Annotated in this window: 22 protein-coding genes; 8 read left to right on the plus strand and 14 right to left on the minus strand. The window is 68.6% G+C overall.

Annotation, left to right across the window (positions count from 1 at the left end; all coding sequences use genetic code 11):
• The first annotated feature begins 74 nt into the window (after positions 1–74).
• From ACQ3HE_RS15390 to ACQ3HE_RS15405, 4 genes are read left to right on the plus strand one after another with little or no spacing between them, the layout of a single operon-like run.
• Positions 75–335: a DUF6458 family protein gene (locus ACQ3HE_RS15390; protein ID WP_064295666.1), complete on the plus strand. Its 261-nt coding sequence runs from the start codon at positions 75–77 to the stop codon at positions 333–335.
• A 23-nt stretch (positions 336–358) separates the two neighbouring features.
• Entirely contained in the window at positions 359–1,594 is a 1,236-nt protein-coding gene (locus tag ACQ3HE_RS15395; RefSeq protein ID WP_430893345.1) for a serine/threonine-protein kinase, read from the plus strand.
• A complete protein-coding gene (locus ACQ3HE_RS15400) occupies positions 1,591–2,052 on the plus strand; it encodes a hypothetical protein (RefSeq protein WP_430893346.1) in 462 nt (153 codons plus the stop codon). The genes ACQ3HE_RS15395 and ACQ3HE_RS15400 overlap by 4 nt, the downstream gene beginning before the upstream one ends.
• Positions 2,049–2,612 (plus strand): SRPBCC family protein, encoded by a 564-nt coding sequence (locus tag ACQ3HE_RS15405; protein ID WP_430893347.1) that lies wholly within the window; start codon positions 2,049–2,051, stop codon positions 2,610–2,612. The genes ACQ3HE_RS15400 and ACQ3HE_RS15405 overlap by 4 nt, the downstream gene beginning before the upstream one ends.
• A gap of 17 nt (positions 2,613–2,629) precedes the next feature.
• Here ACQ3HE_RS15405 and ACQ3HE_RS15410 read toward each other — a convergent pair whose 3' ends face one another.
• The 3 genes from ACQ3HE_RS15410 to ACQ3HE_RS15420 form a co-directional block, all read right to left on the minus strand.
• Positions 2,630–3,424 carry an SDR family NAD(P)-dependent oxidoreductase gene (locus ACQ3HE_RS15410; protein WP_430893348.1) on the minus strand — a complete coding sequence of 265 codons (795 nt, stop codon included), beginning with the start codon at positions 3,422–3,424 and terminating at the stop codon, positions 2,630–2,632.
• A 156-nt stretch (positions 3,425–3,580) separates the two neighbouring features.
• Entirely contained in the window at positions 3,581–5,245 is a 1,665-nt protein-coding gene (locus tag ACQ3HE_RS15415; protein WP_124770019.1) for an MDR family MFS transporter, read from the minus strand.
• Between the two features lie 32 nt (positions 5,246–5,277).
• Positions 5,278–5,994: a TetR/AcrR family transcriptional regulator gene (locus ACQ3HE_RS15420; RefSeq protein ID WP_430893349.1), complete on the minus strand. Its 717-nt coding sequence runs from the start codon at positions 5,992–5,994 to the stop codon at positions 5,278–5,280.
• Positions 5,995–6,077: 83 nt separating this feature from the next.
• On the opposite strand from ACQ3HE_RS15420, the gene ACQ3HE_RS15425 reads away from it, so the two are divergent.
• The 3 genes from ACQ3HE_RS15425 (at position 6,078) to ACQ3HE_RS15435 (ending at position 8,298) form a co-directional block, all read left to right on the plus strand.
• Entirely contained in the window at positions 6,078–6,668 is a 591-nt protein-coding gene (locus ACQ3HE_RS15425; RefSeq protein WP_079706583.1) for a TetR/AcrR family transcriptional regulator, read from the plus strand.
• Positions 6,669–6,895: 227 nt separating this feature from the next.
• Positions 6,896–7,462: a hypothetical protein gene (locus ACQ3HE_RS15430; protein ID WP_430893350.1), complete on the plus strand. Its 567-nt coding sequence runs from the start codon at positions 6,896–6,898 to the stop codon at positions 7,460–7,462.
• The gene (locus ACQ3HE_RS15435) at positions 7,453–8,298 is read left to right on the plus strand and encodes a hypothetical protein (RefSeq protein ID WP_430893351.1); all 846 of its coding nucleotides are present in this window, start codon (positions 7,453–7,455) and stop codon (positions 8,296–8,298) included. Before ACQ3HE_RS15430 ends, ACQ3HE_RS15435 begins: the two co-directional genes overlap by 10 nt.
• A 153-nt stretch (positions 8,299–8,451) precedes the next feature.
• Here ACQ3HE_RS15435 and ACQ3HE_RS15440 read toward each other — a convergent pair whose 3' ends face one another.
• The 7 genes from ACQ3HE_RS15440 to ACQ3HE_RS15470 form a co-directional block, all read right to left on the minus strand.
• The gene (locus ACQ3HE_RS15440; protein WP_430893352.1) at positions 8,452–9,906 is read right to left on the minus strand and encodes an alpha-L-fucosidase; all 1,455 of its coding nucleotides are present in this window, start codon (positions 9,904–9,906) and stop codon (positions 8,452–8,454) included.
• Positions 9,903–10,073, minus strand: coding sequence for a DUF6903 family protein (locus ACQ3HE_RS15445; protein ID WP_167620520.1), 171 nt, complete (start codon positions 10,071–10,073; stop codon positions 9,903–9,905). The genes ACQ3HE_RS15440 and ACQ3HE_RS15445 overlap by 4 nt, the downstream gene beginning before the upstream one ends.
• Positions 10,070–11,020 carry a carbohydrate ABC transporter permease gene (locus ACQ3HE_RS15450; RefSeq protein WP_430893353.1) on the minus strand — a complete coding sequence of 317 codons (951 nt, stop codon included), beginning with the start codon at positions 11,018–11,020 and terminating at the stop codon, positions 10,070–10,072. Before ACQ3HE_RS15450 ends, ACQ3HE_RS15445 begins: the two co-directional genes overlap by 4 nt.
• Complete coding sequence (locus tag ACQ3HE_RS15455; protein ID WP_430893354.1) at positions 11,020–11,928, minus strand: carbohydrate ABC transporter permease; 909 nt, start codon at positions 11,926–11,928, stop codon at positions 11,020–11,022. Before ACQ3HE_RS15455 ends, ACQ3HE_RS15450 begins: the two co-directional genes overlap by 1 nt.
• Before the next feature lie 70 nt (positions 11,929–11,998).
• Positions 11,999–13,327, minus strand: a complete 1,329-nt coding sequence (locus ACQ3HE_RS15460) for a carbohydrate ABC transporter substrate-binding protein (protein WP_430893355.1) — start codon at positions 13,325–13,327, stop codon at positions 11,999–12,001.
• Positions 13,328–13,415: 88 nt separating this feature from the next.
• Positions 13,416–16,574, minus strand: coding sequence for a discoidin domain-containing protein (locus ACQ3HE_RS15465; protein ID WP_430893356.1), 3,159 nt, complete (start codon positions 16,572–16,574; stop codon positions 13,416–13,418).
• Complete coding sequence (locus ACQ3HE_RS15470) at positions 16,574–17,662, minus strand: peptidylprolyl isomerase (protein ID WP_430893357.1); 1,089 nt, start codon at positions 17,660–17,662, stop codon at positions 16,574–16,576. The genes ACQ3HE_RS15465 and ACQ3HE_RS15470 overlap by 1 nt, the downstream gene beginning before the upstream one ends.
• 197 nt (positions 17,663–17,859) lie before the next feature.
• On the opposite strand from ACQ3HE_RS15470, the gene ACQ3HE_RS15475 reads away from it, so the two are divergent.
• Positions 17,860–19,713: a glycoside hydrolase family 35 protein gene (locus ACQ3HE_RS15475; RefSeq protein WP_430893358.1), complete on the plus strand. Its 1,854-nt coding sequence runs from the start codon at positions 17,860–17,862 to the stop codon at positions 19,711–19,713.
• 15 nt (positions 19,714–19,728) lie between these two features.
• Here ACQ3HE_RS15475 and ACQ3HE_RS15480 read toward each other — a convergent pair whose 3' ends face one another.
• From ACQ3HE_RS15480 to ACQ3HE_RS15495, 4 genes are all read right to left on the minus strand, one after another.
• The gene (locus tag ACQ3HE_RS15480) at positions 19,729–20,817 is read right to left on the minus strand and encodes a LacI family DNA-binding transcriptional regulator (protein ID WP_228498501.1); all 1,089 of its coding nucleotides are present in this window, start codon (positions 20,815–20,817) and stop codon (positions 19,729–19,731) included.
• Between the two features lie 215 nt (positions 20,818–21,032).
• Positions 21,033–22,082, minus strand: coding sequence for an aldo/keto reductase (locus ACQ3HE_RS15485; protein WP_430893359.1), 1,050 nt, complete (start codon positions 22,080–22,082; stop codon positions 21,033–21,035).
• 58 nt (positions 22,083–22,140) lie between these two features.
• Complete coding sequence (locus ACQ3HE_RS15490; protein ID WP_430893360.1) at positions 22,141–23,136, minus strand: hypothetical protein; 996 nt, start codon at positions 23,134–23,136, stop codon at positions 22,141–22,143.
• 80 nt (positions 23,137–23,216) lie between these two features.
• A complete protein-coding gene (locus ACQ3HE_RS15495) occupies positions 23,217–23,564 on the minus strand; it encodes a GntR family transcriptional regulator (protein ID WP_124767458.1) in 348 nt (115 codons plus the stop codon).
• Between the last annotated feature and the right edge of the window lie 190 nt (positions 23,565–23,754).

Genomic DNA, 23,754 nt, shown 5'->3' on the forward strand with positions numbered 1-23,754 from the left:
ATAGGCTGAGTCGTCCGTGAACACCCCTTGAGCGATCCGCTCGAACTCACGGTCGTCCAGAAGAGGAGCTACTCATGGGTCTCGGAACCGGAATCGCCCTGATCGTCATCGGCGCTATCCTCGCCTTCGCCGTGAACGTCGACGTCCCCGCTGTGGACCTCACGCTCATCGGGTACATCCTCATGGCCGCCGGCGCCGTGGTGTTCCTCATCTCGCTCGTGCTCGTGCTCCGCCGTCGACAGGTCTCCTCGACCACGCGCTCCGCAGTGGACCCCGGTAGCGGCGAACGCGTCACCCGCCGCAGCACGACCGACAACGACGGCCCCGTCCTCTGACGACCGGACCGGCCGCACCACCCATGACCGAACCCGCTACCGCGCCGTCCCAGAGCGGCGAACTGCTGGACGGTCGGTACCGACTCGAGCGACCGATCGGTGCCGGTGGGATGGCGACCGTCCATCTGGCTACCGACGAGGTGCTCGGGCGCAAGGTGGCGGTCAAGCTGTTCCGCCCGGGAACGACCGATGCGACCGACGGCGCCAGGACCGCCTCGGAGACGCGTCTGCTCGCGTCCCTGAACCACCCGGCCCTCGTCACCCTGTTTGACGCCAGGCTCGTGGCCGGCGACGGCTCCTACCTCGTCATGGAGCACGTCGACGGCCCGACGCTGTCCCAGCGCATCGCTCGGTCGCCGCTTCCGTCGTCCGAGGTCGCCGCGATGGCCGTCGACCTCGCGGAGGCACTCCACACGGTGCACGCGGCGAGAGTCGTCCATCGCGACATCAAGCCGTCCAACGTGCTGCTGCGACCGACGATCCTGCCCCACCAGGAGTACCGCGCGAAGCTCGCCGACTTCGGCATCGCCTACCTCATCGACAGCACCCGGATGACCGCGCCCGGCTCGTTGATGGGCACGGTCGCCTACCTCAGTCCTGAGCTCGTCCGTGGTGCGGATCCGGCCCCTCCGGCCGACGTGTACGCCCTCGGACTCGTCCTCCTCGAAGCCCTGACCGGTCGCCGCGCCTACCCGCAGACCACCACGCACGAGTCGCTCATGGCACGCCTCAACGCGTCGCCGACGATCCCCGGCGAGCTCGGCTACCAGTGGAAGTCGCTGCTCACCGCGATGACCGCCGCCGATCCGGCGCAACGCCCCACCGCCCTCGACGTCGCGACGACCGTCCGCGCGATGGACCCCGTGCTCGACCCGGCGGATGTGACCGTGGCGACCTCGGCACCTGCGATGACGACGACCGGCGACCCGGCACCGACGGCAGCGACCGAGCAGCTCGTCTCGACGACGCCGTTCGAGCCGATGACAGGCGCGCGCGCCGAGACCGGCCCGACCGCGGTGCTCGACGGCACTCGCCGCTCGGAGCGACGTCTCGACGGTGGCGCACGGCGACCGGCCGCAGCGCACCAGCCGCGGCGCCTTCGACGCTGGCTGATCCTCGCGGCCGTGCTGCTGGTGATCGCGGTCGCCGTCGTCTGGCTCATCGTGTCCCAGGCACAGTCGCCCGCCCCGACGCTGCCCACCCTGCCCGAACCGTTGTCGACGCATCTGGATGAACTCCTGCGGGAGGTGACGCCATGAGGAACTCCTGGAACCGAGGGCTCCGGCTGCTCGCAGCACCGGTGATCGTCGTCGCCCTGCTGAGTGGCTGCGCCGGACCCGCTGCAGACCTCGACGCGAGCACCGGCCGCGACTTGCAGAGTCGTGTACTCGTGGTCGCGAACGCAGCCGCCGACGGCGACACTGCGGGTGCGCTCGCGGCTCTCGACGCGCTCGAGGCGCAGCTGGCCGCTGCTGAGGCGGCTGGGACCGTTTCGGCGACCCGAGCCGCGGACATCCGTGCGGCGATCGCGCTCGTCCGCGCCGACCTCTCCCCCGCGGTCGAGACCCCGACGCCGACCCCGGAACCCAGTTCGGTCGCGCCGGCCGAACCCGCTGCACCGGTCGAAGACGACGGAGGCGGGGACGATTCCGGGAACAAGGGGAACAACGGCAACAACGGCAACAACGGCAAGAACAAGGACAAGAAGGACAAATGAAGCGACGAGGAAGCACCGACTCCGCCCCCGACGACCGATCGTTCGAGCCCGGGGACGAAGAGACGGCGAAGCGAACCCGTACGGCGGAGGGCGGGGTCTCGACCGTCCAACACAGCATCATCGTCGACCTCCCCATCGCCGCCGTCTACAAGCAGTGGGTCGACTTCGAGTCGTACCCGGAGTTCTTGCCGGCGGTGCGCGAGGTGAAGCTGACCGGCGAGGTCTACAGTCGCTGGACCGTCGCGATCAGCAAGCTCTCGCGGCAGTTCCTCGTCGAGATCCTGGAGCAGCTCCCCGAGGAGCGTCTGGTCTGGCGCACCATCGAGGGCGACGTCTGGTTCAGTGGCGACGCCACCTTCGACGCGATCGACAAGCAGCAGACCCGCGTGGACGTCACGGTGCACTGGAAGCCGGTGTCCGCGGTGGAGCGGACCGCTGCGGCGCTCGGGCTCGCCGGACGGGTCGTCCGTGGGGCGCTCGAGGCGTTCAAGACCCACATCGAGTCGACCGGCGGCCCCTCGGGTCACTCCCGCATCAAGGTCGTCTCCCCGAAGGGCTAGCCGTCGGCCCCACCTGATCAGCTCATGAACGGTCGCAGGTCCGGATAGCCGGTGGTCTGCCAGGCACCGTCGACGACGAGATTGTCGCCCGAGATGTACGACGCGTCGTCGCTCGCGAGGAACAGGGCGGCTGCGGCGATCTCCTCCGGCGCAGCGGAACGTCGGAGCGGGATGCGCTCGTCGTACGCGGCCTGCACACCGGGGATGTCGGTCAGCGACTTCGTCAACGGCGTCGCGACGAGACCCGGCGACACGGCGTTCACCCGGATGCCATGCTCACCGAGCTCGAGCGCCGCCTGCTTGGTCAACATGACCGCGCCGGCCTTCGACGCCGTGTAGCCGACACCGAAGTGCATGGGGACGAGCGAGTTGAGCGAAGCGATGTTGACGATCGACCCGGCCTTGCCCTCGGCGAGGAACTGACGGGCGGCGAGCCGAGTGCCGTTGAAGGCGCTGTAGAGGTTCAGTCGGACCGTGAAGTCCCAGTCCTCGAAGGAGATGTCGGTGATCGTCCCGGCGCGCGATCCACCGGCGACGTTGAAGAGCGTGTCGAGCGTGCCGAAGCGTTCGACGGTCTCGGCGACCAGCGCGGAGAAGTCAGCCTCGTCGGTCACGTCGGTGCGCCGACCCCACACGCGATCGCCGAAGGTCTCGGCGGCACGCGCGATGAGCTCGGCATTGATGTCCGCGACGACGACCGAGGCGCCCTCGGCGACCAGCCGTTCGGTGATCTTCGCCCCGATGCCGGACACGCCCCCGGTGACGATCGCGACCTTGCCGGCGAACCGGCCCTGGATTGATGCATTCGACATGATGCCGCTCCGTTCTGCTCACCGGCTCTCTGGCGAGCACCCCCCAGCATACGCATCTATCAGTCACATGTCAGATAGTTTCAGGCAGCCCTCAGCATGACGACGCCGGCCCCGGGACGACGTGTCCCAGGGCCGGCGTCAGGCAGCGGCCGAGTCCTACCGCGGCGACTGCTCGCGATCAGCGTCCGCCAGTTCACCGTCGCCACCCGAGGCCCGGTCGAACGCGGGTGCCCCGGTGGTCGAAGCAGGCACCTTGCCGCGCGCTGCGGCCTCGAGCGACTCCGCCTCGTCCCCGCCGACCGCCTCGCCGCGGGCGACGAGCCCGGCGACGTCGGACAGCGGGATCTGCTTGAGGAACAACGACAGCAGGAAGGCCGCGCCGATGAACGGCAGCAGGTACCAGAACACCGGGGCGAGAGCGTCGGCATAGGCGGTCACGACACCGTCGCGGATGCCCGGCGGAAGCTGGCTGAGCGTCTGCGGGTCGATCGTCGCCGCCGCATTGGAAGCGTCCCCCGCGCTGGCACCCGAACTCGCGAACACGTCCTTCAGGTTGGCCGTGAGGCGCGTGGTGAAGATCGTGCCGAACACGGCGACACCGAGCGACGCACCGACCTCGCGGAAGTAGTTGTTCGTGCTGGTCGCGGTTCCGACCATCGACGCGTCCACCGAGTTCTGGGCGACGAGCACGACGACCTGCATGATCAGGCCGAGACCGGCGCCGAAGAAGAACAGGAAGACGCAGATCAGCCAGATCGGGGTGTCCGCCGTGAGCGTCGTGAACGCGACCATCGAGGCGGCGGTGACGAGCGTGCCGATGACCGGGAACATCCGGTAGCGACCGGTCCTGGTGATCAGGTTCCCCGAGACGATCGAGGTACCGATGAGGCCGACCATCATCGGGATCATGAGCAGGCCCGATGCGGCTGCCGAGGTGCCGGACGACATCTGGAGGAACGTCGGCACGAAGCCGATCGCCGAGAACATGCCGAGGCCGAGCGTGAGGCCGATCGCGGTCGCGTTGATGAACGTCGGGTTCTTGAAGAGCGACAGCGGGATGATCGGGTCCTTGGCGCGCGCCTCGGTGATGACGAAGAGCAGCGCGGCGAGCAGCATGCCGATGCCGAACATCCAGGTCTCGATGGCACCCCAACCGTGCGCAGCGTCGCCACCGAAGTCGGTGAAGAAGATGAGGCAGGTGGTGAACGCCGAGAGGAAGATCACGCCGAGGAGGTCGATCGGCGCGGTCGCCTTCTTGTTCGGCAGCTTCAGCGTGAAGAACGCGATCGCGAAGGCGGCGATGCCGACCGGGATGTTGATGTAGAACGCCCACTGCCAGGTGAGGTGGTCGACGAAGAAGCCACCGAGGAGCGGTCCACCGACGGCGGAGAGACCGAAGACGGCGCCGAGCGGGCCGAGGTACTTGCCGCGCTCGGAGGCGGGCACGATGTCGGCGATGATCGCCTGCGACAGGATCATGAGGCCACCGCCACCGAGGCCCTGGACGGCACGCCAGACGATGAGCTGCGTGAAGTCACCCGCGAACGCACAGCCGACGGAGGCGATCGTGAACAGGGCGATCGCGACGAGGAAGAGGCGACGACGACCGAGGACGTCACCGAACTTGCCGTAGACGGGCATGACGATCGTGGTCGCCAGGAGGTAGGCGGTGGTGAGCCAGACCTGGTGGTCGACGCCGCCCAGCTGTCCGACGATCGTCGGCATGGCGGTGGAGACGATCGTCTGGTCGAGGCTGGAGAGCAGCATGCCCGCGATGAGGGCGGCGAAGATGATCCAGATGCGGCGCTTGGTGAGCAGCATCGGGCCCTCGGCGGGTGCGGCGGTGGCGGCGGTCACTGGAGGTCCTTTCGAGGAGTGGGGTTCGTGTGGGGGATCTGGGGTGCGGCGGCGGTGGGTCCGGCGGCGGCGGATTCAGGGTCGGCGGGCTCGAGGATGGTGCGATACGTCGCGAGGCAGTCGCGGATGGAGCCGACGATGTCGAACTCCCCGCCCTGGCCGATGTCGGCGACGCCGCTGCCGAAGACACGCGCCATCGTCGTCTTGATCGCCATCCCGAAGAGGTCGGCGCAGGCGCGGGCACGCGGGTCGTCTGCCGGGACGCCTTCCCGCGCGGCGATGAGCTCGACGAGCAGTTGCTCGCGCTCACGGTTGAGGCCCATGAACCGGACCAGCAACTTGGGTTCGCGCTCGAGGGCGGCGTGGAAGTCGACGTGCTCGGCCAGACCGAACCCGGACCGCTCCGCGTGGCCGGCCGCGATGAGCATGAAGTCGTCGAGCACGGCGCGCCACCCCCGCGAGCCGAGGGCGAGGAACTCGGTGGCGAACCGCTCGGTCTCCTCGGTCTCGTCGATGCCGAGGACGGCGTCCTCCTTGCTCGGGAAATAGTTGAAGAAGGTGCGACGCGAGACGCCGACCTCCTCGCAGAGTTCCTCGATCGTGAAGCCGTTGAGCCCCTGTGCGGCCGTGAGTCGACGCGACACGGTCGTCAGGCGCGCGGCGGTGGCGGCCATCCGGTCGGACAGCCGATTCGTCGAAGTTGCACTCTGCATCACGAAGTGCAGTATTGCACTCTCCGAGTCGGGGTGCAACTTACGGCACGAGCCACCCAGTCGGGCCTCACTAGAGTGAACGCATGGACCCTCGTCAGGCGCGAACCCGCAGTGCCCTCCGCGACGCGATCCACACCCTCGCGGCGGCGAAGCGCATCGATCAGGTGACCGTGGCGGAGGTGTCCCGGGTGGCGGGGATCACCCGCGACACTTTCTACCGTCACGCCGCGACGCCCGTCCACCTGCTCGCCGACGTGCTCGGCGAGGAACTGGATGAGACGCTCCAGGCGCACGCCGATCTGCCGGCGCACAGCGACTCGACGCTGAGCGTCTTCGACGAGTCCGAGCGCGACCTCCTGCGTCACGTCGCCGAGCACGCGACGATCTACCGCAACGCCATGCACCCCCGGCTCATCGGACCCCTGCGTGACGCGCTCACCGAGCGGATCGAGCAGGCGCTCGCGCACCACCTCGACCGACACCCGCACATCGCCCCTCCCCGCGAGGACGGCATCACGCCCGAGCGACACGTGCGCATGCTCGTGGCCTACGCCGGCGCCGGCACCGTCGCGGCGATCGAGGAGTGGCTGCGATCCGGCGACCTCGACGACATCGACGCCGCGGCCCGCACCGTCATCGCAGCCTCCCCCGCCTGGTGGCTCGGCCGCGCCTGACCTCGGCGCCTGGGCATGGGCCTGACGCCAGCGCGGTGCGCTGACGCGAGCGCGGGTCACCGACGTGAGCGCGCCCCTCCGGAGCCCCGCGCTCACGTCCTCCGGGGTGCGCTCACGCCAGCGCACCGCGCTGGCACACGGGCCAGTTGTGCGACGTATGTCCGTGTAGGCATATCTGCTCTGTGGATAACCCTGGGCGGGAGTCTGGGTGCGCTTAGCGTCGAGGGATGCCAAAGACCTCGATGCCTCGAACCGTTTCCACGCTGGCGATCGTGTCAGGACTCCTGGGCCTTGTGGCCTGCACCGGCCCGGCACCAGCCCCGCCACCGACGAGCACGCCTCCGGTCTTCGGGAACGAGCAGGAGGCTCTTGCAGCGGTGACAGAGAGCTATCAGCAGTTCCTCGACATCTCGAACACGATCCTCCATGAGGGAGGCGTCAATCCGGAGCGCATCGACGTGATCGCGTCCGCCGACGTTGCGGCGATCGAATACGAGGCCTACTCCCGAATGCGCGATGGCGGCTACAGCACCCGAGGAGATATAGCTCTGTCCGGTGTCCAGATTCGCGAGTTCTACAACTCGCCCGACTCAGTCGGAGTCGTCGCTCGAGCGTTCGCATGCGAGATCATCGGATCCGTCGAGATCTTGGATGCGAACGGTCAACCCCAACCGCAACCTGCCCGCCCGCCCGCCATCGGATTCGAGATATCCCTCGGCGTTGACCCGGCAAGCTCCGGCCGCTTCCTCATCACGTCGAAGGATGCGGAAGAAGGTGCTTCATCATGCGTGTGAAGACGGCAATTGCAATGCTCGCCATGGCTCTCGTCGCGGGAGTGACGATCACAATGGCCGCTCCTGGACCGGCGAGGGCCGCGAGTTGCGGGTCCGCGGATGCGATCTGGGGATGCGCTGGCAACGGCTCGGTCGACATCGGCGGCAGCGTCGAACGCCCTGGCACCGGCGGTGGTTCCGGCGGCGGGACAGGCGGAGGCGGCGGTGGCGGCGGCTCGGCCGAGTTGCCACCCGGGGTGACCGACGGGCCCAACGGTGAGCGGACGGTCTGCAGCCTCATGCGGCCGGACGAGTGTTACACCTTCACCCCCGGCGACCTCGGCACCGACCTCGAAGCAGCACCGGCGGCCCCCGTCACGATCCGCGACGTCGCCAGCTTCGCCCCCGCCGCCCCCACCGTCACCACCGAACCCGCCGCCTGGGGTGTCCGCGGGCTCCACACCAACGTCATCGCAGCTGCTTCCGGCCACACTCGCACCGGCACGCTGTTGGGCCAGGTCGCGGAGGTGAACTTCATCCCCGTCGGATTCACCTTCGACTACGGCGACGGCGACACGACCACCACCCGGACCGGTGGATCCACGTGGGCGTCGCTCGGACTCGCGGAGTTCTCCAAGACCCCGACCAGCCACCGCTACACGACGGTCGGGACCAAGACCATCACCGTCGAAGTCGAGTACGCCGCCGAATACCGCATCGGCGACAGCGGGTGGCTTCCCGTCGTCGGCACCCTGTCGATCCCGACCGAAGAACCCCACACGGTCCAGATCGTGCGGAACTTGACCGTCGGCGTCGACAAGCCCTGCCGCCCCGGCAAACCCGCCATCGGCTGCTGACACCGGCACGCATCCACCCTGTCAGCGCGCCCCGCAGGCGTGAGCGCACCCCTCCGGAGACCCGCGCTCACGTCACCGGGGCGCGCCCACGCCCACAAACCCGCGCTCACGCCAGCGCACCGCGCTGACGCACACCCGAACCGGAGGAGATCGTCAGGAGGTCGTGAAGACCGCAAGCCGCGCAATCTGCGGCTGGGCTCGCGATACGGTGATCGTCACGCGCAGCTCGGTCGTCTCGACGGTTTCGAACCGGAGGATCCGCTGAGCGCCCACCGTCGCTGCCGAGGCGAGCACCCGCGGCACACCGGCGGCGTCCACCACCGAGACCTCGACCCCCTCGATCACTTGACCGTGCGCGATCGCCTCGCGCACGCTCACCCCGGACACCAGATGGGGTCGATCCCAGCGGAGCCGCAGGGTCGGCAGCGGATCGTCGTCGGCCGGACGCCAGGACACCAAGTCCAGCTGCGAACCCGTACCCGTGATCGACGCGGTCGGCACCGGCGTGCTCGACATCGTGAGCAGAGCGGCATCCGCGACGTCGAGCCGCTCCAGGTCGTCGATGAGTCGGCCGAGACCGGTAAGGCTCTCGAGGTCGGGATCCGCGATCAAGCCCTCCCTGGTGGGCGGCAGGTTGAGCAGGAACGTCGCGTTCCCACCGACACTGCGCTCGTAGATGTCGAAGAGCTCCTCGGCCGAGCGGACCATCCCGTCCTCGGAGGGATGGTGGAACCACCCCGGACGGATCGAGGTGTTGACCTCCGCCGGGTACCAGACGAGCGGCTCCGTGGTCGCGAGGATCGCAGCGCGGCTACCGAGGTCGTCCTCGTCGGACTGGACGGCCCGGGAGAACAGCCCGTCGTCGACCTGCTGCGAGCGGTCCGCGGTGCGCTCGGCATCTCGCAGCGACGCAGGGACCACACTCCACTCGTCAGCCCTCGTGGACCCGGCCTCGTTCCCGCACCAGCGCACGTCCGGCCCGCACACGCTGATCGCCGCGTTCGGCTGCAGCTCGCGCACGACCGCGTAGTAGCGGTCCCAGTCGTACAGCTGCTTCTTGCCGTTCGGCCCTTCGCCGTTCGCGCCGTCGAACCAGACCGAGAACAGCTCACCGTATCCGGTGAGGAGCTCGGTCAGCTGCGCGACGAAGAAGTCGTCGTAGGCGTCACCCGAGCCGTAGCTCGGTTCGGCGCGGTCCCACGGCGACAGGTAGACGCCGAACGCCAGACCCGCCGCGCGACACGCTTCCGCGACCTCTGCCACGAGGTCGCCTCCACCGTCGCGCCACGGACTCGACGCCACCGAGTGGTCGCTGACGGCCGTCGGCCACAGCGCGAAGCCGTCGTGATGCTTGCAGGTGAGGATGAGCCCGCGCATGCCGGCGCTCTTCGCCGCCGCGGCCCACTGCGCCGCATCGACGCCAGCCGGGTCGAACACGGCGGGCGACTCGGTGCCGTCGCCCCACTCCCGATCGGTCATGGTGTTGACCCCGAAGTGGATGAAGCCGTAGAACTCCATCCGCTGCCACGCGAGCTGCCGGGGCGACGGCACGACGGCGACCGCTTCAGCCAACCGCGCGGCGACCGTCTCCGCCGAGCCGCCGCTCATCGGAACTTCCGGTTGTAGAGGGCGAGCAGCGTGATCAACCCGGCGAGTCCGAGCAGCATCACCCCGAGGTTCAGCCACCCGACGGACTGGTTGGCGATGATCACCGCTGCCACGCAGATCACGAAGACGACCGCCGCGACGACGGCCCCCACACGTTCCTTGGTCATTCCTTCAGCCCTCCGGCTCCGACGTTCTGCAACAAGCGTTTCTGGATGATGATGTAGAGGATCACGACCGGGATGATGACGATCACCATGCCCGCATACAACCGCCCGTAGTCGGCTGCCGCACGCTGTGCCTGGAACAGGTTGAGCAGTCCCACCTGCAGCGTCTTGTTCTCGCCTGGGATGAGCGACAGGGAGATGATGTAGTCGTTCCAGTAGCTCAGGAAGTTGAACAGGATCGCCGTGCTGATCGCCGGCATCGCCATGGGCAACATGACCGTCCGCATCGTGCGGAACCGGGACGCACCGTCGAGCGTGGCGGCCTCCTCATAGGACACCGGGATGGTGCGGAAGTAGGCGAGCAGCAGGTAGATCGTGAACGGCAGCGACGTCGCCGCGTAGACGAGCCCCAGCACGAACAGGTTGTCGATGAAGAAGCCGCTCGGCATGAAGGTCCGCAGGGCCTTGTCCCACCCGAGCAGCATGAGGAAGATCGGGATCACGATGTAGTTCACGTTGATGAACAGACCGGCGAGGAGCAGTGTCTCGAGGATCGACTTGCCGCGGAACTCGAACCGCGCCAGCGCATAGGCGGCCGGCACGGCGATGATCAGCACGAAGCAGAGGCCGACAACCGTGACGAGCAGGGAGTTGAGCAGATACGGGCCCATGTTGGCGTCGACGAACGCGTCCGCGAAGTTCTGCCAGTGCAGGCCCTCCGGGAGCGCCCAGGGGTTGCCGTAGAACTCGCCCTTGGTCTTGACCGATGCCATGACGACCCAGAGCACGGGCACCAGGATCATGAGCGAGATGAGGATCAGAACGAGGTTCGAGATCCACGACACCGGCCGACGACGACGGACGCGCTGACGGGAGGTCGGACCAGGCGGGACCGACAAAGACGGCGGCGTGACGATCGGGGGAACTGGGGCTGAGGTGGTCGTGGTCATCAGAACTGGAGGACCTCTCGCTTGGTCGCGCGGCTGATGATGAGCGCCGCGAGGAATGAGAACAGGAAGATCGCTGTCCCGATGGCCATGCCGTAGCCGTAACTCGAGTTCGTGTACGCCTGCTTGTACATGTAGTCGAGCAGCACCTCGGAGGAGCCGTCCGGGCCGCCGCCGGTCAATGCTCGGACGAGCACGAACGCGAGGTTGATCGAGCTGATGATGAAGAAGATGAGGGACGTGCGGAGCGTCTCCCAGACGAGCGGCAGCGTGATGTCGAAGAACTGCCGGAACGGGCCGGCACCGTCGAGCGCCGACGCCTCGTAGATCTCCGCGGGGATGTTCGACATGCCCGACATGTAGAGCACGAGGTAGTAGCCGAGCGACTGCCAGACCATCGCAAAGGCGATGCTGTACATGATGATCTTCTGGTCGCCGAGCCAGACCTGCGACAACGAATCGAGGCCGAGGAAGTTCAACGAACCGTTGATGAGGCCGTTCTGCTGGTCGTACACGGCGGAGAAGATCGCGGCGACGACGACGATCGACAACACGCTCGGCAGATAGAGCACGAACCGGTACAGGTTGCTCGCCCGCACTTTGCCCTGGGTCATGACCCCGGCGAGCACGAGCCCGCCGGCCATCGTCACGATGGAGACGACGACGAGCAGGAAGACGGTGTTCTGGAACGCCCGGACGAACTGCATGTCACCGGCGAGGGCGACGAAGTTGTCGAAGCCGGCGAACGTGGGGGTGCCGCCGACGCCGGTCCAGTTGTAGAGCGACATCCGGAAGACGTCGAAGGTCGGGACGACCATGAAGAGCACGTAGAGGATGATCGCGGGCGCGACGCACAGCAGCACGAAGCGGTTCTTCCCACGGGTGTTGAGGGAGACGGGGCGTCTGGCCACAGCGCGTCCTTTCTGCGAGGAGGGTGGTGCGCCCGTCCGACCAGGGATCGGACGGGCGCACCGGTTCGGATCAGCCCGCGAGCTGGTCGGTGAGCTTGTTGCTCGCCTCGTTGACCTGGTTCTGCCAGTCCTCGAGGGTCATGGTGCCGGAGAGGACGCTGTTGGCCGCGTCGAAGAGCGTGGCCTTCAGGTCGACGCCGGGGACCGGCTTGGTCGCGGCGAAGGCACCGACGACGGCCTCGACGCCGGGCTCGCTGTAGACGGCGTAGAAGTCCTTCGCCTCACCGGTCAGGCGCTCGGGGAGCCCCTGAATCGGCTGGATGGCGTTCGCCTTCGCGAAGATGTCGGCGGCTTCGTCCGAGTACAGGTACGCGATGAAGTCCTTCGCCGCGTCCTTGTGCGCCGCCTCCTTCGGAACCCACGCCGACTCGACGAACGTCGTCAGGTAGCGCGTGCCGTCGGCCTCGGGAGCGGGGACCGGGGTGAGGCCCCACTGGAAGCCGTCGGTGCGCGGGGCGTCCTTCATCTCGTTCGCGATCCAGGAGCCGTTCGGCATGAAGAGCGTCGTGCCGTCGAGGATGGTCTGCTGGTTCTTCGTGAAGTCCTGTCCGTTCGCGTAGCCGACCGTGGTCGGGGCCGCGTAGCTGAGGAGCTTCGTCGTGAGCTCGAGCGCCTGGGTCGCGTCGTCCGACTTCCACACGTCCTGCTTGTAGGTGAGGACGTCGTTCAGGAACTCCGGTCCGCCCACTGCCGACAGCAGCGAGAAGAAGTAGGAGTCGAGGTAGCCCGCCGTCGGGTAGGTGAAGAGCGAGATACCCTCGGCCTTCGCGGTGTCGCCGAGCTCGAACATCTCGTCCCAGGTGGTGGGGACGGTCCAGCCGTTGTCGGCGAACAGCTTCTGGTTGTACACGAGGCCGGTCGGCGACGCGTACATCGGCATCAGGTAGACCTTGTCGTCGCCGTAGGGGTTGGTGTTGAGGTTGCCGACGATGCCGGGGGTCAGCTTGTCGCCGACCGTGACGTCCTCACCGGGGATCTTCTCGTCGAGGACACCGGTGAGGTCTTCCAGGTTGTTGTCGCGGACGAAGGACTCGGTGAAGCCCTCCTTCGCACCGAGACCGAGGAAGACGAGGTCCGGGTAGTCACCGGCGGCGACTTGCGGGGTGAGTTCGTCGGCGAGGGTCTTGCTCGTGGTGAGCTCGATCTTCACGTCGGGGTTGAGCTTCTCGTAGGCCGCGACGACCTCCTTGTACATCTCGGCGCCGTAGCCGCCTTCGAATGCGGCGATCTTCAGGGTGTCGGCGTCGTCGCCGCCCGTTCCGGAGTTGCCCGCGCAGCCGGCGAGCATGCCGATCGTCGCGACGGCGGCGATGACGCCGAGGGTTCTGGTGCGCTTCATGACAGGGGTCCTTCCCAGTGCTGGTGGGTGGTGCAGGGGGTGGTGGGGTGTGCTGTGGTGCGGGGGTGGGCGAGGGTGCTGGGGTCCGTCATCGGTTCATGGCCGATGCGCGACGGGCCCGCAGGGTGAGTGCTGCTGCTCCGGCCAGCAGGAGGAGGATCCCTGCGGCTGCCGGCACGAGGCCGTCGACTCCGGTGCTCGCAAGCGAACCGCCGTTGGAACCGGTACCGGTGGCGCCAGATCCACCGGTACCGGGGCTTCCTGCGCTGGGCGTGCCGGGCGTACCCGGTCCACCCGGCGTGACCGGGGTGCCGCCACCGGGCTCGAAGGCCTCGATCGCGGCGTTCAGCGCGACGACCGCAGCTTGCACGTCGGCGTTCGTCACGGCGGTGTTGCCGGTCGCGACGGTGTCGCGGTTGACGAGGGCCAGGACCGCCTCGGCCGAGGCGACCGCCGCGGTCAACGTCTCGGCACCGTCCGCCGCCGGAGCAGCGGCGCGCGCCGACTGAGCCGCGGCCGCCGTCGGGACGAGGAGGGCCTTCGCCGTGCCGATCGACGCCGCGAGTTCGGTCGTGTCGACGATCTCGACCGTGACCCGCTTGGTCGCGTTCGAGCCGAACTCGAAGACGACCCCGGAGGTACCGAGCTCCTTGTCGGCGGCGAACGCGTTCGTGAGGGTGATCGTCGCGCCGTCCGCGGTGTCGGTGCGGGCATAGTCGGCACTGTCGAGGCTGCCGACGATCGCGCCGGAGGGCTGGACGTACCGGAGACCGGTGAGCGTGTCTCCGTCGAGGTCGACCGTGAACGTCGGCAGGTTGTCGGGGTCCTCCGCCATCGCGGCGTTCTTGTCCATGACCGCTGCCGTCGGGGTCACCGTGGGGTCGGTTGCGGCGACCGCACTGTTGAAGACGCTGATGGTGGTCAGGGTCGGCGCGTAGATCTGGCCTGGCAGGAGACTCTCGAACGACACGCGGAGCTTGGAGCTGGTGACGGACTCGAAGTCCTTCACGACCTTGCTCGCGCCGATCCCGGTCTGGGAGGAGAACGTCACCCAGGCCCCGGCCGCCGCGTCCCATCGCTGCAGGGAGAAGGCGTTGACGCGAGGATCGGTGCCCGAGTCGGTGAACTCCGAGAGGTCGACCTCGTCGAAGGTCGTGTCGGCACCGAAGTCGATGTCGATCGTCAGCGGATAGGTGGCGTCGTCCGCGCCGGCCCAGCGCGTCGCCGGGTCGCCGTCGACGAGCTTGCCCGCGTTGAACTCGAAGTCGTTGTGCGGGTGGGTGCTGCTCGCGACGATCGGCTTGCCCTTCGCGAGGTCGACACGGGTGTCGACGCCCTCGTTCTCGATCGGGTCGGTGTCGACCGGGTTCTCGACCTTCGCACCGACGGCGCCTTCGTACAGGCCGATGTCGACGCCGTCGCCGTAGTAGAGCTCGGTGCCGAAGAAGTCGTCGGAGCCGATGCGCTCGTTGTAGCGACCGGCATCGATCAACGGTGAGGTCTCCTGCAGCTTGAACAGGGACGCGGAGTCGCGGATGGCGTCGACGCCGCCGTCCTTGGCGTAGTCGGCAGGGTTCCCGACGAACTGCGGGTCGCCGATGACGGCACGCTTGTCCACCGGCTGGTTGGCCGACTGCGTGCCGCTCGCCTCGAAGTAGGCGTTGTTCGAGAACACGCCCTTATCGAGGCCGCCGGCCTTCCGAGCCCAGTTCGTGGAGGTGGTCGTCGAGGTGTTGTAGAAGATGTTGTTCGCGAAGTAGACGCGGTCCTTCAACACCTCGTCGTGGAAGCTCTCCAGCTCCGCGCCGTCGTAGACGAACACGTTGTTGAGGATGTAGGTGGGCGAGTAGTTCGACGACAGCATGTTCTTGAAGATCACGCCGTTATCGTTGACGCTCAGGTTGTACCGGGCGACCGAGTTGGAGCTGTTGCCCATGTAGGACATCCAGCCGCCCTGGTTGTCGTGCGAGTAGTTGTGCTCGTAGACGACGTTGAAGTTGGTGAACTCGAGGTCCCAGGGCGTCGCGTCGTACTCGTTGGCGGGGCCGCCGTAGATCTCGTTGAAGCGCATCACGCTGTCGGCACCGGCCCACAGGTAGAGGCCTGCGGAGACCTGGTTGTAGCGTTCGAGCCAGCCGTTGGCCTCGTTGTACTCGGCGGTCAGACGCTGGGTGTTCGCGAATTGGAACGGACCCTGGCCGGTGCTCTCGGCGTAGTTGTGGCTGATCGTCACGTCGCGGCTGTAGAGGTCGCGGTCGCGGACCCAGAGCTGTTCCCAACCCTCGTGGTACTTGCCGGACGCGTCCGTCTGGCCCTGCTGGTCGCCGAACCAGTTGAACGCGAACTGCACCGCGTGCAGCTCGACCTTCTCGAAGGTGTTGTCCTGGATGCTGATGTCCTCGAAATGGTGGCCACCTGTCGGGTACGCCGTGTACTGCTGCGAACCGAACACCTGGAAGTTGACCCCGGCGTAGTGGATCTTCTGCCAGGAGCTCGGGCCGTCGATGTCGTGGGCGAAGACGTTCGAGATCGAGATCCCGCGCATGATCGAATCGGCGCCGGCCTCGAGCTTGTCGGCGTTGATCGAGACGGAGATGCCGTCGCGCACGTAGCTGCCCGTGGTGATGTCGGTGGCGAAGTCGTCGTCGTTCGACACCTCGAGGTTCGCGATGTGGACGTACTGCTGGTTGCGGAGGATCACTGCGCCGGTCAGTCCGACGGTCTCGGGGTTCTTGACACCGGGACTCGTGAAGGGGCTGGGGACCTGTCCGTTCGTCGCGATGTAGGGACGGCGCGCACCGGCGTCACCGTACGCGTCGATCACGATGGGCGCGGTCTCGGTGCCGGAACCCTTCGGCCACAGGGAGGTGTTCGACCAGGTCTCGCCGGCCTTCAGGAGGACGCGGTCGCCCGGCGCGAAGGTCTTCGCGTTGACCGGGGTGAAGCTCTTCCAGGCGGTGGCCGCCGACGTGCCGGTGGCCGCGTCGTCCCCGGCGGTGGCGTCGACGAAGTAGTCCGTGCCACCCGTCGTGTTCGGGGTGTCACCGGCCCAGCCTGTCGGAGCGGCAGCCGCCTGGACGGCGGTCTCCGGGGTGGTCGATGCCGCGGACGCCGCCGGAGCGAAGGCCGTGGCGAAGAGGGCGGTGAGCCCGAGGACGGCGAGTCCTCGGAGGGCGGGGTGCTGGGCTGACCGGTTCCGACGTCTGCGTCGGGGTTCCGGGATCGCCGCGGGGGTGGCGGTGTTCATCAGTGCGTGTCCTCCATCGTGAGTTGGTGCAGGGCGTTGCTGTTCATCTGGCGTACTTGAACCGCGACGCGTTCGGCGATGAGCGCGTCGAGGGCGGTGTTCTCGAGCTGGGCTCGGATCCGGTCGGCGTAGGCGGTGAAGGCGGCGTCCCGGTCGACGGTGACGGCGTCCACGCGGTAGACGACGTGCTCACCCAGCTCCACCACGGGCGAGCTGAGCGCGCCGGCTGGCAGGGTCGCGACCTCGGCGACGAGGCGTGGGTCCGGTGTGCGGGAGCCGCCGTCGAGGAGACCGGTCGCGCCGTCGAGGGTGGACGCGGAGACGGTGGTGCCCGGGTCGGTGCTGGAGACGGCGTCGACGCCCTCCGCGGCGAGTCGTGCCGCGAACTGCTCGGCGGTGGTCGAGGCGAGGGGCACCGCGATCCTGGTGAGCTGGTAGGTGGAGGCGTTCAGGGTCCAGTCCTCGGCGTGCGCGTCGAAGGCGCCCCGGACCTCCTCGTCGGAGACGTCGATGACCGGGTCCGAGCCCGAGCTCAGCGCAGAGACGAGCCTGGTGCGGAGATCGGCGATCGTCCGGCCGTAGAACTCCTGCGCGCGGAAGGAGGTGAGTCCGTAGACGACCTCGCCGTCGTCGAGCTGCGCCGCGCGGGCGGTGTTGGTGTCGGCGAGGGCCTGTTCGAATCCGGCGAAGTCCGAGAACGGGACGAGTCCGCGCTCGTGCCCGAGGTCGAGCACCACGCGGTCGGCCGCGAGCTCGTCGAGGGCCGCCGTCCGGAGTCGGTCGATGGCGGTCGTGTCGCCGAGCGGTGCTTCCCAGTCGACGGAACCGGATCCGGTCTCGACGAGGACCTCGTTCTCGATGGTGGGTCGGACGCGCTCCATGTGGAAGAGCAGCTCGTCGCGGGTGACCGGGGCTCCGTCGATCGTCCCCAGCTCGGCGGGTACCGCACCCGCTCCGCTGACGGCGACACCGACGACGACCGTTCCCGTGAGCACCAGGGCTCCGGCGGCGAGCAGCAGCCGCGAGCGGCGCCGACCACGTGAGATCGCACCACGGAGGCCGTGGGCGGGAGCGTCGGTGCTGGTCATCGGTGCGGCCTTTCCGTGGGAGTGGAGCGGGGTCGGCGGTGCTTGGCAGTCATGCTGGCAGAAAATGCTACGGATAACAATCGCTGACTCGAAAGCGTTACAAATGGGCCGAAATAGGCCAAATGGAGGGTTGGCATCCATAACATGCATGGCTCATAGTGGAAGTCTGCACGCCGATCCGAGGAGACGACCGCACCATGACGAAGTTCGCCGACACCGTCGGTCCCGCCGTTCCGTTCGTGATCGACGACGCCGTGGGGCAGGCTCCGTCCGCACTGCACTGGCGGGACGGCCGGCTCCTCCGCGATGGGGCGCCGCACTCCGTGCGGTCCGGATCGCTGCACTACTTCCGCGTCGTGCCGGACCAGTGGCGCGATCGGATGCTGCGCTTCGTCGACCTCGGGCTCAACTCGATCGACACCTACATCCCGTGGAACTTCCACCAGCCACGCGCGGACGCGGCACCGAGCTTCTCCGGTTGGCGTGACGTCGGCCGGTTCATGGAGACGGCCGCCGACCTAGGGCTCGACGTCCTGCTGCGACCCGGCCCGTACATCTGCGCGGAGTGGTCGAACGGCGGCCTGCCCGCTTGGCTCACCGCCCGCGACATCGCGCTCCGCAGCTCGGACCCCGGGTACCAGCGGCCGGTCGAGACGTGGTTCGAGGAGCTCATCCCCCGGCTCACGCCGTACCAGGCGATCCACGGCGGCCCGGTCGTCGCCGTGCAGGTGGAGAACGAGTACGGCAGCTACGGCGACGACGCACAGCACCCCGGGTGGCTCGCCGCGCTGCTGCGTCGCCTCGGCGTGCAGGAGCTGCTGTACACCGCGGACGGGCCCACCGACGTGATGATCGACGGCGGTTCCATCCCCGGGATCATGATGGCGGCGACCCTCGGCTCGAAGCCGGACGAGGCGCGCGCCCTCCTGCGGAGTCGGCGCCCGGACGAGCCGTTCTTCGTCGCCGAGTTCTGGAACGGGTGGTTCGACCACTGGGGGCGGCCGCACCACGTGCGGGACGCGCGGAACGCCGCAGCGGTGGCCCGCGACATCCTGGCCGACGGCGGGAGCATCAGCATCTACATGGCGCACGGCGGCACGAACTTCGGGCTCTGGTCCGGAGCCAACATCGTCGAGGGCGAGCTGCGCCCGACCATCACGAGCTACGACTCCGACGCGCCGATCGCCGAGGACGGCCGGTTCACGGACAAGTTCTTCGCCCTGCGGGAGGTCCTCGGCGTCGGAGACGAGCCGCTGCGGTCCCTCGAGGTGCGGTTCCTGCCGGAGGGCAGCGTGCCCCTCCAGCGCGGCATTGGGCTCCTGGACGCACTCGCTGAGCTCGGCGACCCCGTGAGTCCGCGGTCGTCAGCGCCGCGGTCGTTCGAGGACCTCGGCGTCGACGGCGGTCTCGTCGTCTACGAGGCGGACGTCCTGCTCCCCGATCGACCGGTCGACCTCGTGTTCGACGGCGTCGCAGACCGCGCCCTCGTCTTCCTCGACGCGGCGTTCCAGGCCACGATCACCGGCTCGGGCACGGTCACCGTGACCGGTTCCGGCCTGGTGTCGAAGCTGACCGTGGTCGTCGAGAACCTCGGCCGCGTGAACTACGGTCCGCAGCTGGGCGCCGAAAAGGGCCTGCTGGGGCCCGTCCTCGTCGAACGCCGTCTCGTGCACAGCTGGCGGGCGCGGCCGGTGGCCCTCGACCAGCTGGACCCGCTCCATCTCCGAGCGGTCGTCGACCGGACCGGCGACCCGACGACCGCCGCGAGCGGTGGGGGCTGCCTGTCGAGCGCGACCTTCGTCGTCGACGAGCCGCTCGACACGCACCTCCGACTGCCCGGCTCCACGAAGGGCTTCGTCTGGGTCAACGGGGCGCTCCTCGGTCGCTACTGGAACATCGGCCCGCAGCAGACGCTCTACGTGCCGGGGCCCCTCCTGCGGGCGGGCACGAACCGTATCGTCGTCCTCGAGCTCCACGAGGCCGGGTCGACCGTCGAGTTCGTCGACCGCCCGGAACTCGGACCGACCGAGGAGTACGTCGAGGAGTTCTGAGCTGCGCTGCGCGGGCTAGGCGCGTGTCGTCGGTGCCGCGGTGCTCTCGCGCACGATCAGCTCGGGCAGCATGACCACCGTCTCCCGCTCCGCGGCCGGCTCCTCGATGAGCGTGAGCAGGTGCTCGACCGCCACTCGACCCATCTCGCTGAACGGTTGCCGGATGGTCGTCAGTGGCGGTGAGGCGTATCGCGCCAGCGCGATGTCGTCCATGCCGATCACCGAGACGTCGCCGGGTACGCTCCGACCGAGTTCGTCCAGGGCACGCAGGACGCCGAACGCCATCTCGTCACTCGAGACGAAGATCGCCGTCACGTCGGGCATGCGCCCGAGCAGCAGACCGTTGCGGTAGCCGGACTCCGGGCTCCAGTCCCCGTAGAGCACGGGCGGTTCGTCGATGCCACGGTCGCGCAACGCCGCCTGCCAGCCGGTCGTCCGGCCTCCCGCGTCCTTCCAGGCCGTCGGCCCGCTCAGGTGCCAGACGGTCTCGTGTCCGAGGTCCAGCAGGTGCTCCGTCGCCATGCGACCCGCGGCTTCCTGGTCCACGCGCACGATCTCGTCGGCGAAGGACTCGAGGCCGTCGATCACCACGGTCGGCAGGTCGGCCGTGACCCGGAGCAGGGAGACCTCGTCCCAGATCGGGACGGCGATGACGAGGCCGTCGACACCCTGGTTACGGAGCCGGTCGATGGCGTCGGTGATGGACGCGGCGGACAGCGACGTCGTGCCGGCGGCGCTCACGAAGTAGTCGTGCTGGTGCGTCGCCCGCTGGATACCGAGCATCATGGAGGAGCGGGCGTAGTAGTCGGTCTCGTGGGTGAGGACCCCGATGGTGCGGCTGCGGCCGGTCACGAGCGCGCGAGCGAGGCCGGTGCGCCGGTAGCCCGTCTGCTCGACGGCCGCCTCGACCTGGAGGCGGGTGACCTCGGTCACGTTGTCGAGGCCCCGGAGCACGCGGGAGACGGTCTGCGGGGAGACGCCGGCGATCGCGGCGACATCGGCCATCGTGGGCATCCGCGTCCGCTTCTCGCGACGCGATCGGCCCCCGCCGTTCGCCGTCGATGTGGGCGCGTCGAGCGCGGTCGGTCCCCCGGGTGACGTCATTCCCACATGTTAGTCAATGGCACGGATAACACCTGCACCTCCACGCCGGTGTGCGCCGCGGCCGGCGCGGTGCGCTGACGCGAGCGCGCTCGAATCGGCGTGACCGCGCCCCACAGCCGTGAGCGCGCCCCTCCGGAGACCCGCGCTGGCGTCACAGATCCGCGCTGACGTCAGCGCACCGCGCTGGCGTCGAGGAGACGACCCACGCGATGGCGTCAGATGAGCCCCTCGCGACCGCCCGACACCCAGCTCGGGTCGGCGGCCCGCGGACCGCTCACCTGGTCGGCGTAGGTGTCGATCTCGGCTCGGATCTCGTCCGTCAGCTCAACCTGGAACGCCTCGAGGTTCGCGTGCAGGTGCGCGACGCTCCGGGTGCCGGGGATCGAGACGACCCGTGCGCCGAGCTGTTGTCCTCGGTCGTGCACCCAGGCGAGCGCGAGCGCCTCCGCGGTCGTCCCGATGCGGTGAGCGAGGGTGCGGAAGCGGGCCGCCAGTTCGAGGTTCGCCGCGAGGTGCTCGGGTTGGAAGCGCGGGAAGTTCGCTCGCGTCCCCCCGAGCGGCACCGTCTCGGCCGTGAAGTCCTCGGTGAACAGCCCGCGCGACAGCGTCGAGAACGCGACGACCGTCACGCCGAGCTCCGCCGCCGTCGGGACGACGTAGGTCTCGATGTCGCGACTCACGATGCTCCACTCGGACTGGATCGCGGCGATCGGGTGCACGGCGTGCGCGCGGCGGAGTTCGTCGCCCGTCGCCTCGGACAGACCGACGCGGAGCACCTTGCCGGCGGCGACCAGTTCGGCGAGCGCCCCCACCGTCTCTTCGATCGGGATGTCGGGGTCGACGCGGTGCTGGTAGTAGAGGTCGAGGTGGTCGGTGCCGAGGCGGGTGAGCGTCCCGTCGATCTGCTCGTGGAGGTGGGCGCGGTCGCCACGGATCCCTCGTTTGCCGATGCCGCCGCCGGTGACGATGCCCACCTTGGACGCCAAGAAGACGTCGTCGCGGCGCCCGGTCAGATACCGGCCGAGGAGTTCCTCGCTCCGACCGTCGCCGTAGACGTTCGCGGTGTCGATGAGGTTCACCCCACTCGCCAGGGTGGCGTCGAGGATCGTGGTCACATCGGCGTCGGCGATCGCCCCATAGGTGCCGGCGATGGACATCGCGCCGTACCCGATGGCGCCGACCTGCGCGGCGGTGTCGCCGACCCCGATCGTGGTCGAGGGCAGCGCGGTCGTGGTCGGCTCCGTGGCCAGGGGTGCTTCGCTCATGGATTCACCGTACGGCGTCAGGACAGGTTGGACACCCGGTTCGTCACGCGGTGCAACGTCAGACGCGCGAGCCGGCGCGGGCGGCGAGTGCCTGCAAGAGCGCGGCGGGTTCCTCGGGGTCGTCGATCGTGATCGCGAACTGCTTGCCCGAGGTGCTCGTGACGACGAGTCCGGGGCCGGAGCGCAGCACGACGGCCGAGCGGCCGGGCATGATCCGGTACCCCCAGCCGCCCCAGTCCATCGGGCGGATGTCGGTGGCCTCGACGACGTCGACCTGGCCGAGGGGGATGCGCTTCATCGGGATGCCGAAGAGCGAGACGACGCGGAGGCCGCGCCAGTCGACGCTCACGCGGAGCCGGATGAACGAGGCGCAGAGGAGGGTCGCGAGGGCGAGGATCGACAGACCGAACATCGCGACGCCCGACTCGCCGCCCAGCAGGATCGGCGTGTAGGCGACGGCGCCGATCGCGACGAGGGCGAGGGTGAGCCAGAGGAACAGCAGGGCTGTGACACTCCGACTCCAGGCACCGACCTCGGTCTCGCCGAGGTCCATCGGCGCCGGTCGTGCAGCTGCACCGGCGAGCAGCGGCTGAGCCGGCAGGATCACGGCGGGGATCACGCCCCAGAGCGAACACGCGGCGAGCGGGACGACCCACCAACCGAGGACGGCACCGTCGACCGATCCCGCCTGCACAGTGAGCCAGGTGGGGATGATCCACACGGACGCGGCCGACCCGGCGGCGATGCCGATGAAGAGGATGATCATGCGCTTGGTGCGCATGTCCGGCTTCGGCAGGGCGAGCAGGATGATGGCTGCGAACGCGGCGACGGACGCGATGATCAGCGTCACGAGGAAGACGCCCGCGGCCGGCAGGGAGTCGTCCGGTGCCCCGGTGCCCGACCAATGCGATGCGACGTCGACGGGGATCGCATCGCCCCAGACGAGCCGGGTGAGTGCGATCGCGATCGCTGGGACGGCCATGGCGAAGCCGGCCAGGACGATTCGTCCGCGCGCTGGTGCCGCCGGTGGCGGTGAGGTGGTGGTTTCGTGCATGTGCTCCCCCTGAGCTGCTGAGGTGGTCTGATCATCGGCGTCGTCGACCGACGGGGTCGTGAGGTGGGCGCCGGAACCCGTCAGGTGCGTTCGATCATCCGGCTGAGGTCCTTCGGCGAGATCCCGAACTTGCGTGCCTCGGTGACGAGCTGGGCGACGAGTTCGTTGACCCGGACGAGGCCCGGTGCTGCATCCTCGTTCACCCATGCTCCGCGGCCCTGTCGCATCCCGATGAGTCCGTCGTCGCGGAGCTCTCCGTAGGCGCGGAGGACCGTGTGCATGTTGATCTGCAGTGCTCGAGCGAGGTCGCGGGCAGGCGGGAGGCGCTCCCCCGGTGCCAGCGCGCCCGTCGCGATGCCGGAGCGCACCTGCACCGCGATCTGCTCGGCGAGCGAGACCGCGGAGGTGGGATCGACGCGGAACAACATGTTTGCAATCGTACTAGAACAATGCCGTCCGTGCCCGCGACATTTGTGGGATTGAGGTCGGCGCGGTGCGCTGACGCGAGCGTGTGCCACTCGGCGCGGGCGCACCCCACAACCGTGAGCGCGCCCCTCCGGAGACCCGCGCTCACGCGGCAGACCCGCGCTCACGTCAGCGCACCGCGCTGGCACAAGC

The sequence above is a fragment of the Plantibacter auratus genome, assembly GCF_050587365.1.
GTDB classification, from domain to species: Bacteria; Actinomycetota; Actinomycetes; order Actinomycetales; family Microbacteriaceae; genus Plantibacter; species Plantibacter auratus.

Excerpts from the sequence above, each read along its gene's own strand:
- ACQ3HE_RS15390 (WP_064295666.1), top strand. The coding sequence starts at position 75 with ATGGGTCTCGGAACCGGAATCGCCCTGATCGTCATCGGCGCTATCCTC.
- ACQ3HE_RS15395 (WP_430893345.1), top strand. The coding sequence starts at position 359 with ATGACCGAACCCGCTACCGCGCCGTCCCAGAGCGGCGAACTGCTGGAC.
- ACQ3HE_RS15400 (WP_430893346.1), top strand. The coding sequence starts at position 1,591 with ATGAGGAACTCCTGGAACCGAGGGCTCCGGCTGCTCGCAGCACCGGTG.
- ACQ3HE_RS15405 (WP_430893347.1), top strand. The coding sequence starts at position 2,049 with ATGAAGCGACGAGGAAGCACCGACTCCGCCCCCGACGACCGATCGTTC.
- ACQ3HE_RS15410 (WP_430893348.1), bottom strand. The coding sequence starts at position 3,424 with ATGTCGAATGCATCAATCCAGGGCCGGTTCGCCGGCAAGGTCGCGATC.
- ACQ3HE_RS15415 (WP_124770019.1), bottom strand. The coding sequence starts at position 5,245 with ATGCTGCTCACCAAGCGCCGCATCTGGATCATCTTCGCCGCCCTCATC.
- ACQ3HE_RS15420 (WP_430893349.1), bottom strand. The coding sequence starts at position 5,994 with ATGCAGAGTGCAACTTCGACGAATCGGCTGTCCGACCGGATGGCCGCC.
- ACQ3HE_RS15425 (WP_079706583.1), top strand. The coding sequence starts at position 6,078 with ATGGACCCTCGTCAGGCGCGAACCCGCAGTGCCCTCCGCGACGCGATC.
- ACQ3HE_RS15430 (WP_430893350.1), top strand. The coding sequence starts at position 6,896 with ATGCCAAAGACCTCGATGCCTCGAACCGTTTCCACGCTGGCGATCGTG.
- ACQ3HE_RS15435 (WP_430893351.1), top strand. The coding sequence starts at position 7,453 with ATGCGTGTGAAGACGGCAATTGCAATGCTCGCCATGGCTCTCGTCGCG.
- ACQ3HE_RS15440 (WP_430893352.1), bottom strand. The coding sequence starts at position 9,906 with ATGAGCGGCGGCTCGGCGGAGACGGTCGCCGCGCGGTTGGCTGAAGCG.
- ACQ3HE_RS15445 (WP_167620520.1), bottom strand. The coding sequence starts at position 10,073 with ATGACCAAGGAACGTGTGGGGGCCGTCGTCGCGGCGGTCGTCTTCGTG.
- ACQ3HE_RS15450 (WP_430893353.1), bottom strand. The coding sequence starts at position 11,020 with ATGACCACGACCACCTCAGCCCCAGTTCCCCCGATCGTCACGCCGCCG.
- ACQ3HE_RS15460 (WP_430893355.1), bottom strand. The coding sequence starts at position 13,327 with ATGAAGCGCACCAGAACCCTCGGCGTCATCGCCGCCGTCGCGACGATC.
- ACQ3HE_RS15465 (WP_430893356.1), bottom strand. The coding sequence starts at position 16,574 with ATGAACACCGCCACCCCCGCGGCGATCCCGGAACCCCGACGCAGACGT.
- ACQ3HE_RS15470 (WP_430893357.1), bottom strand. The coding sequence starts at position 17,662 with ATGACCAGCACCGACGCTCCCGCCCACGGCCTCCGTGGTGCGATCTCA.
- ACQ3HE_RS15475 (WP_430893358.1), top strand. The coding sequence starts at position 17,860 with ATGACGAAGTTCGCCGACACCGTCGGTCCCGCCGTTCCGTTCGTGATC.
- ACQ3HE_RS15480 (WP_228498501.1), bottom strand. The coding sequence starts at position 20,817 with ATGACGTCACCCGGGGGACCGACCGCGCTCGACGCGCCCACATCGACG.
- ACQ3HE_RS15485 (WP_430893359.1), bottom strand. The coding sequence starts at position 22,082 with ATGAGCGAAGCACCCCTGGCCACGGAGCCGACCACGACCGCGCTGCCC.
- ACQ3HE_RS15490 (WP_430893360.1), bottom strand. The coding sequence starts at position 23,136 with ATGCACGAAACCACCACCTCACCGCCACCGGCGGCACCAGCGCGCGGA.
- ACQ3HE_RS15495 (WP_124767458.1), bottom strand. The coding sequence starts at position 23,564 with ATGTTGTTCCGCGTCGATCCCACCTCCGCGGTCTCGCTCGCCGAGCAG.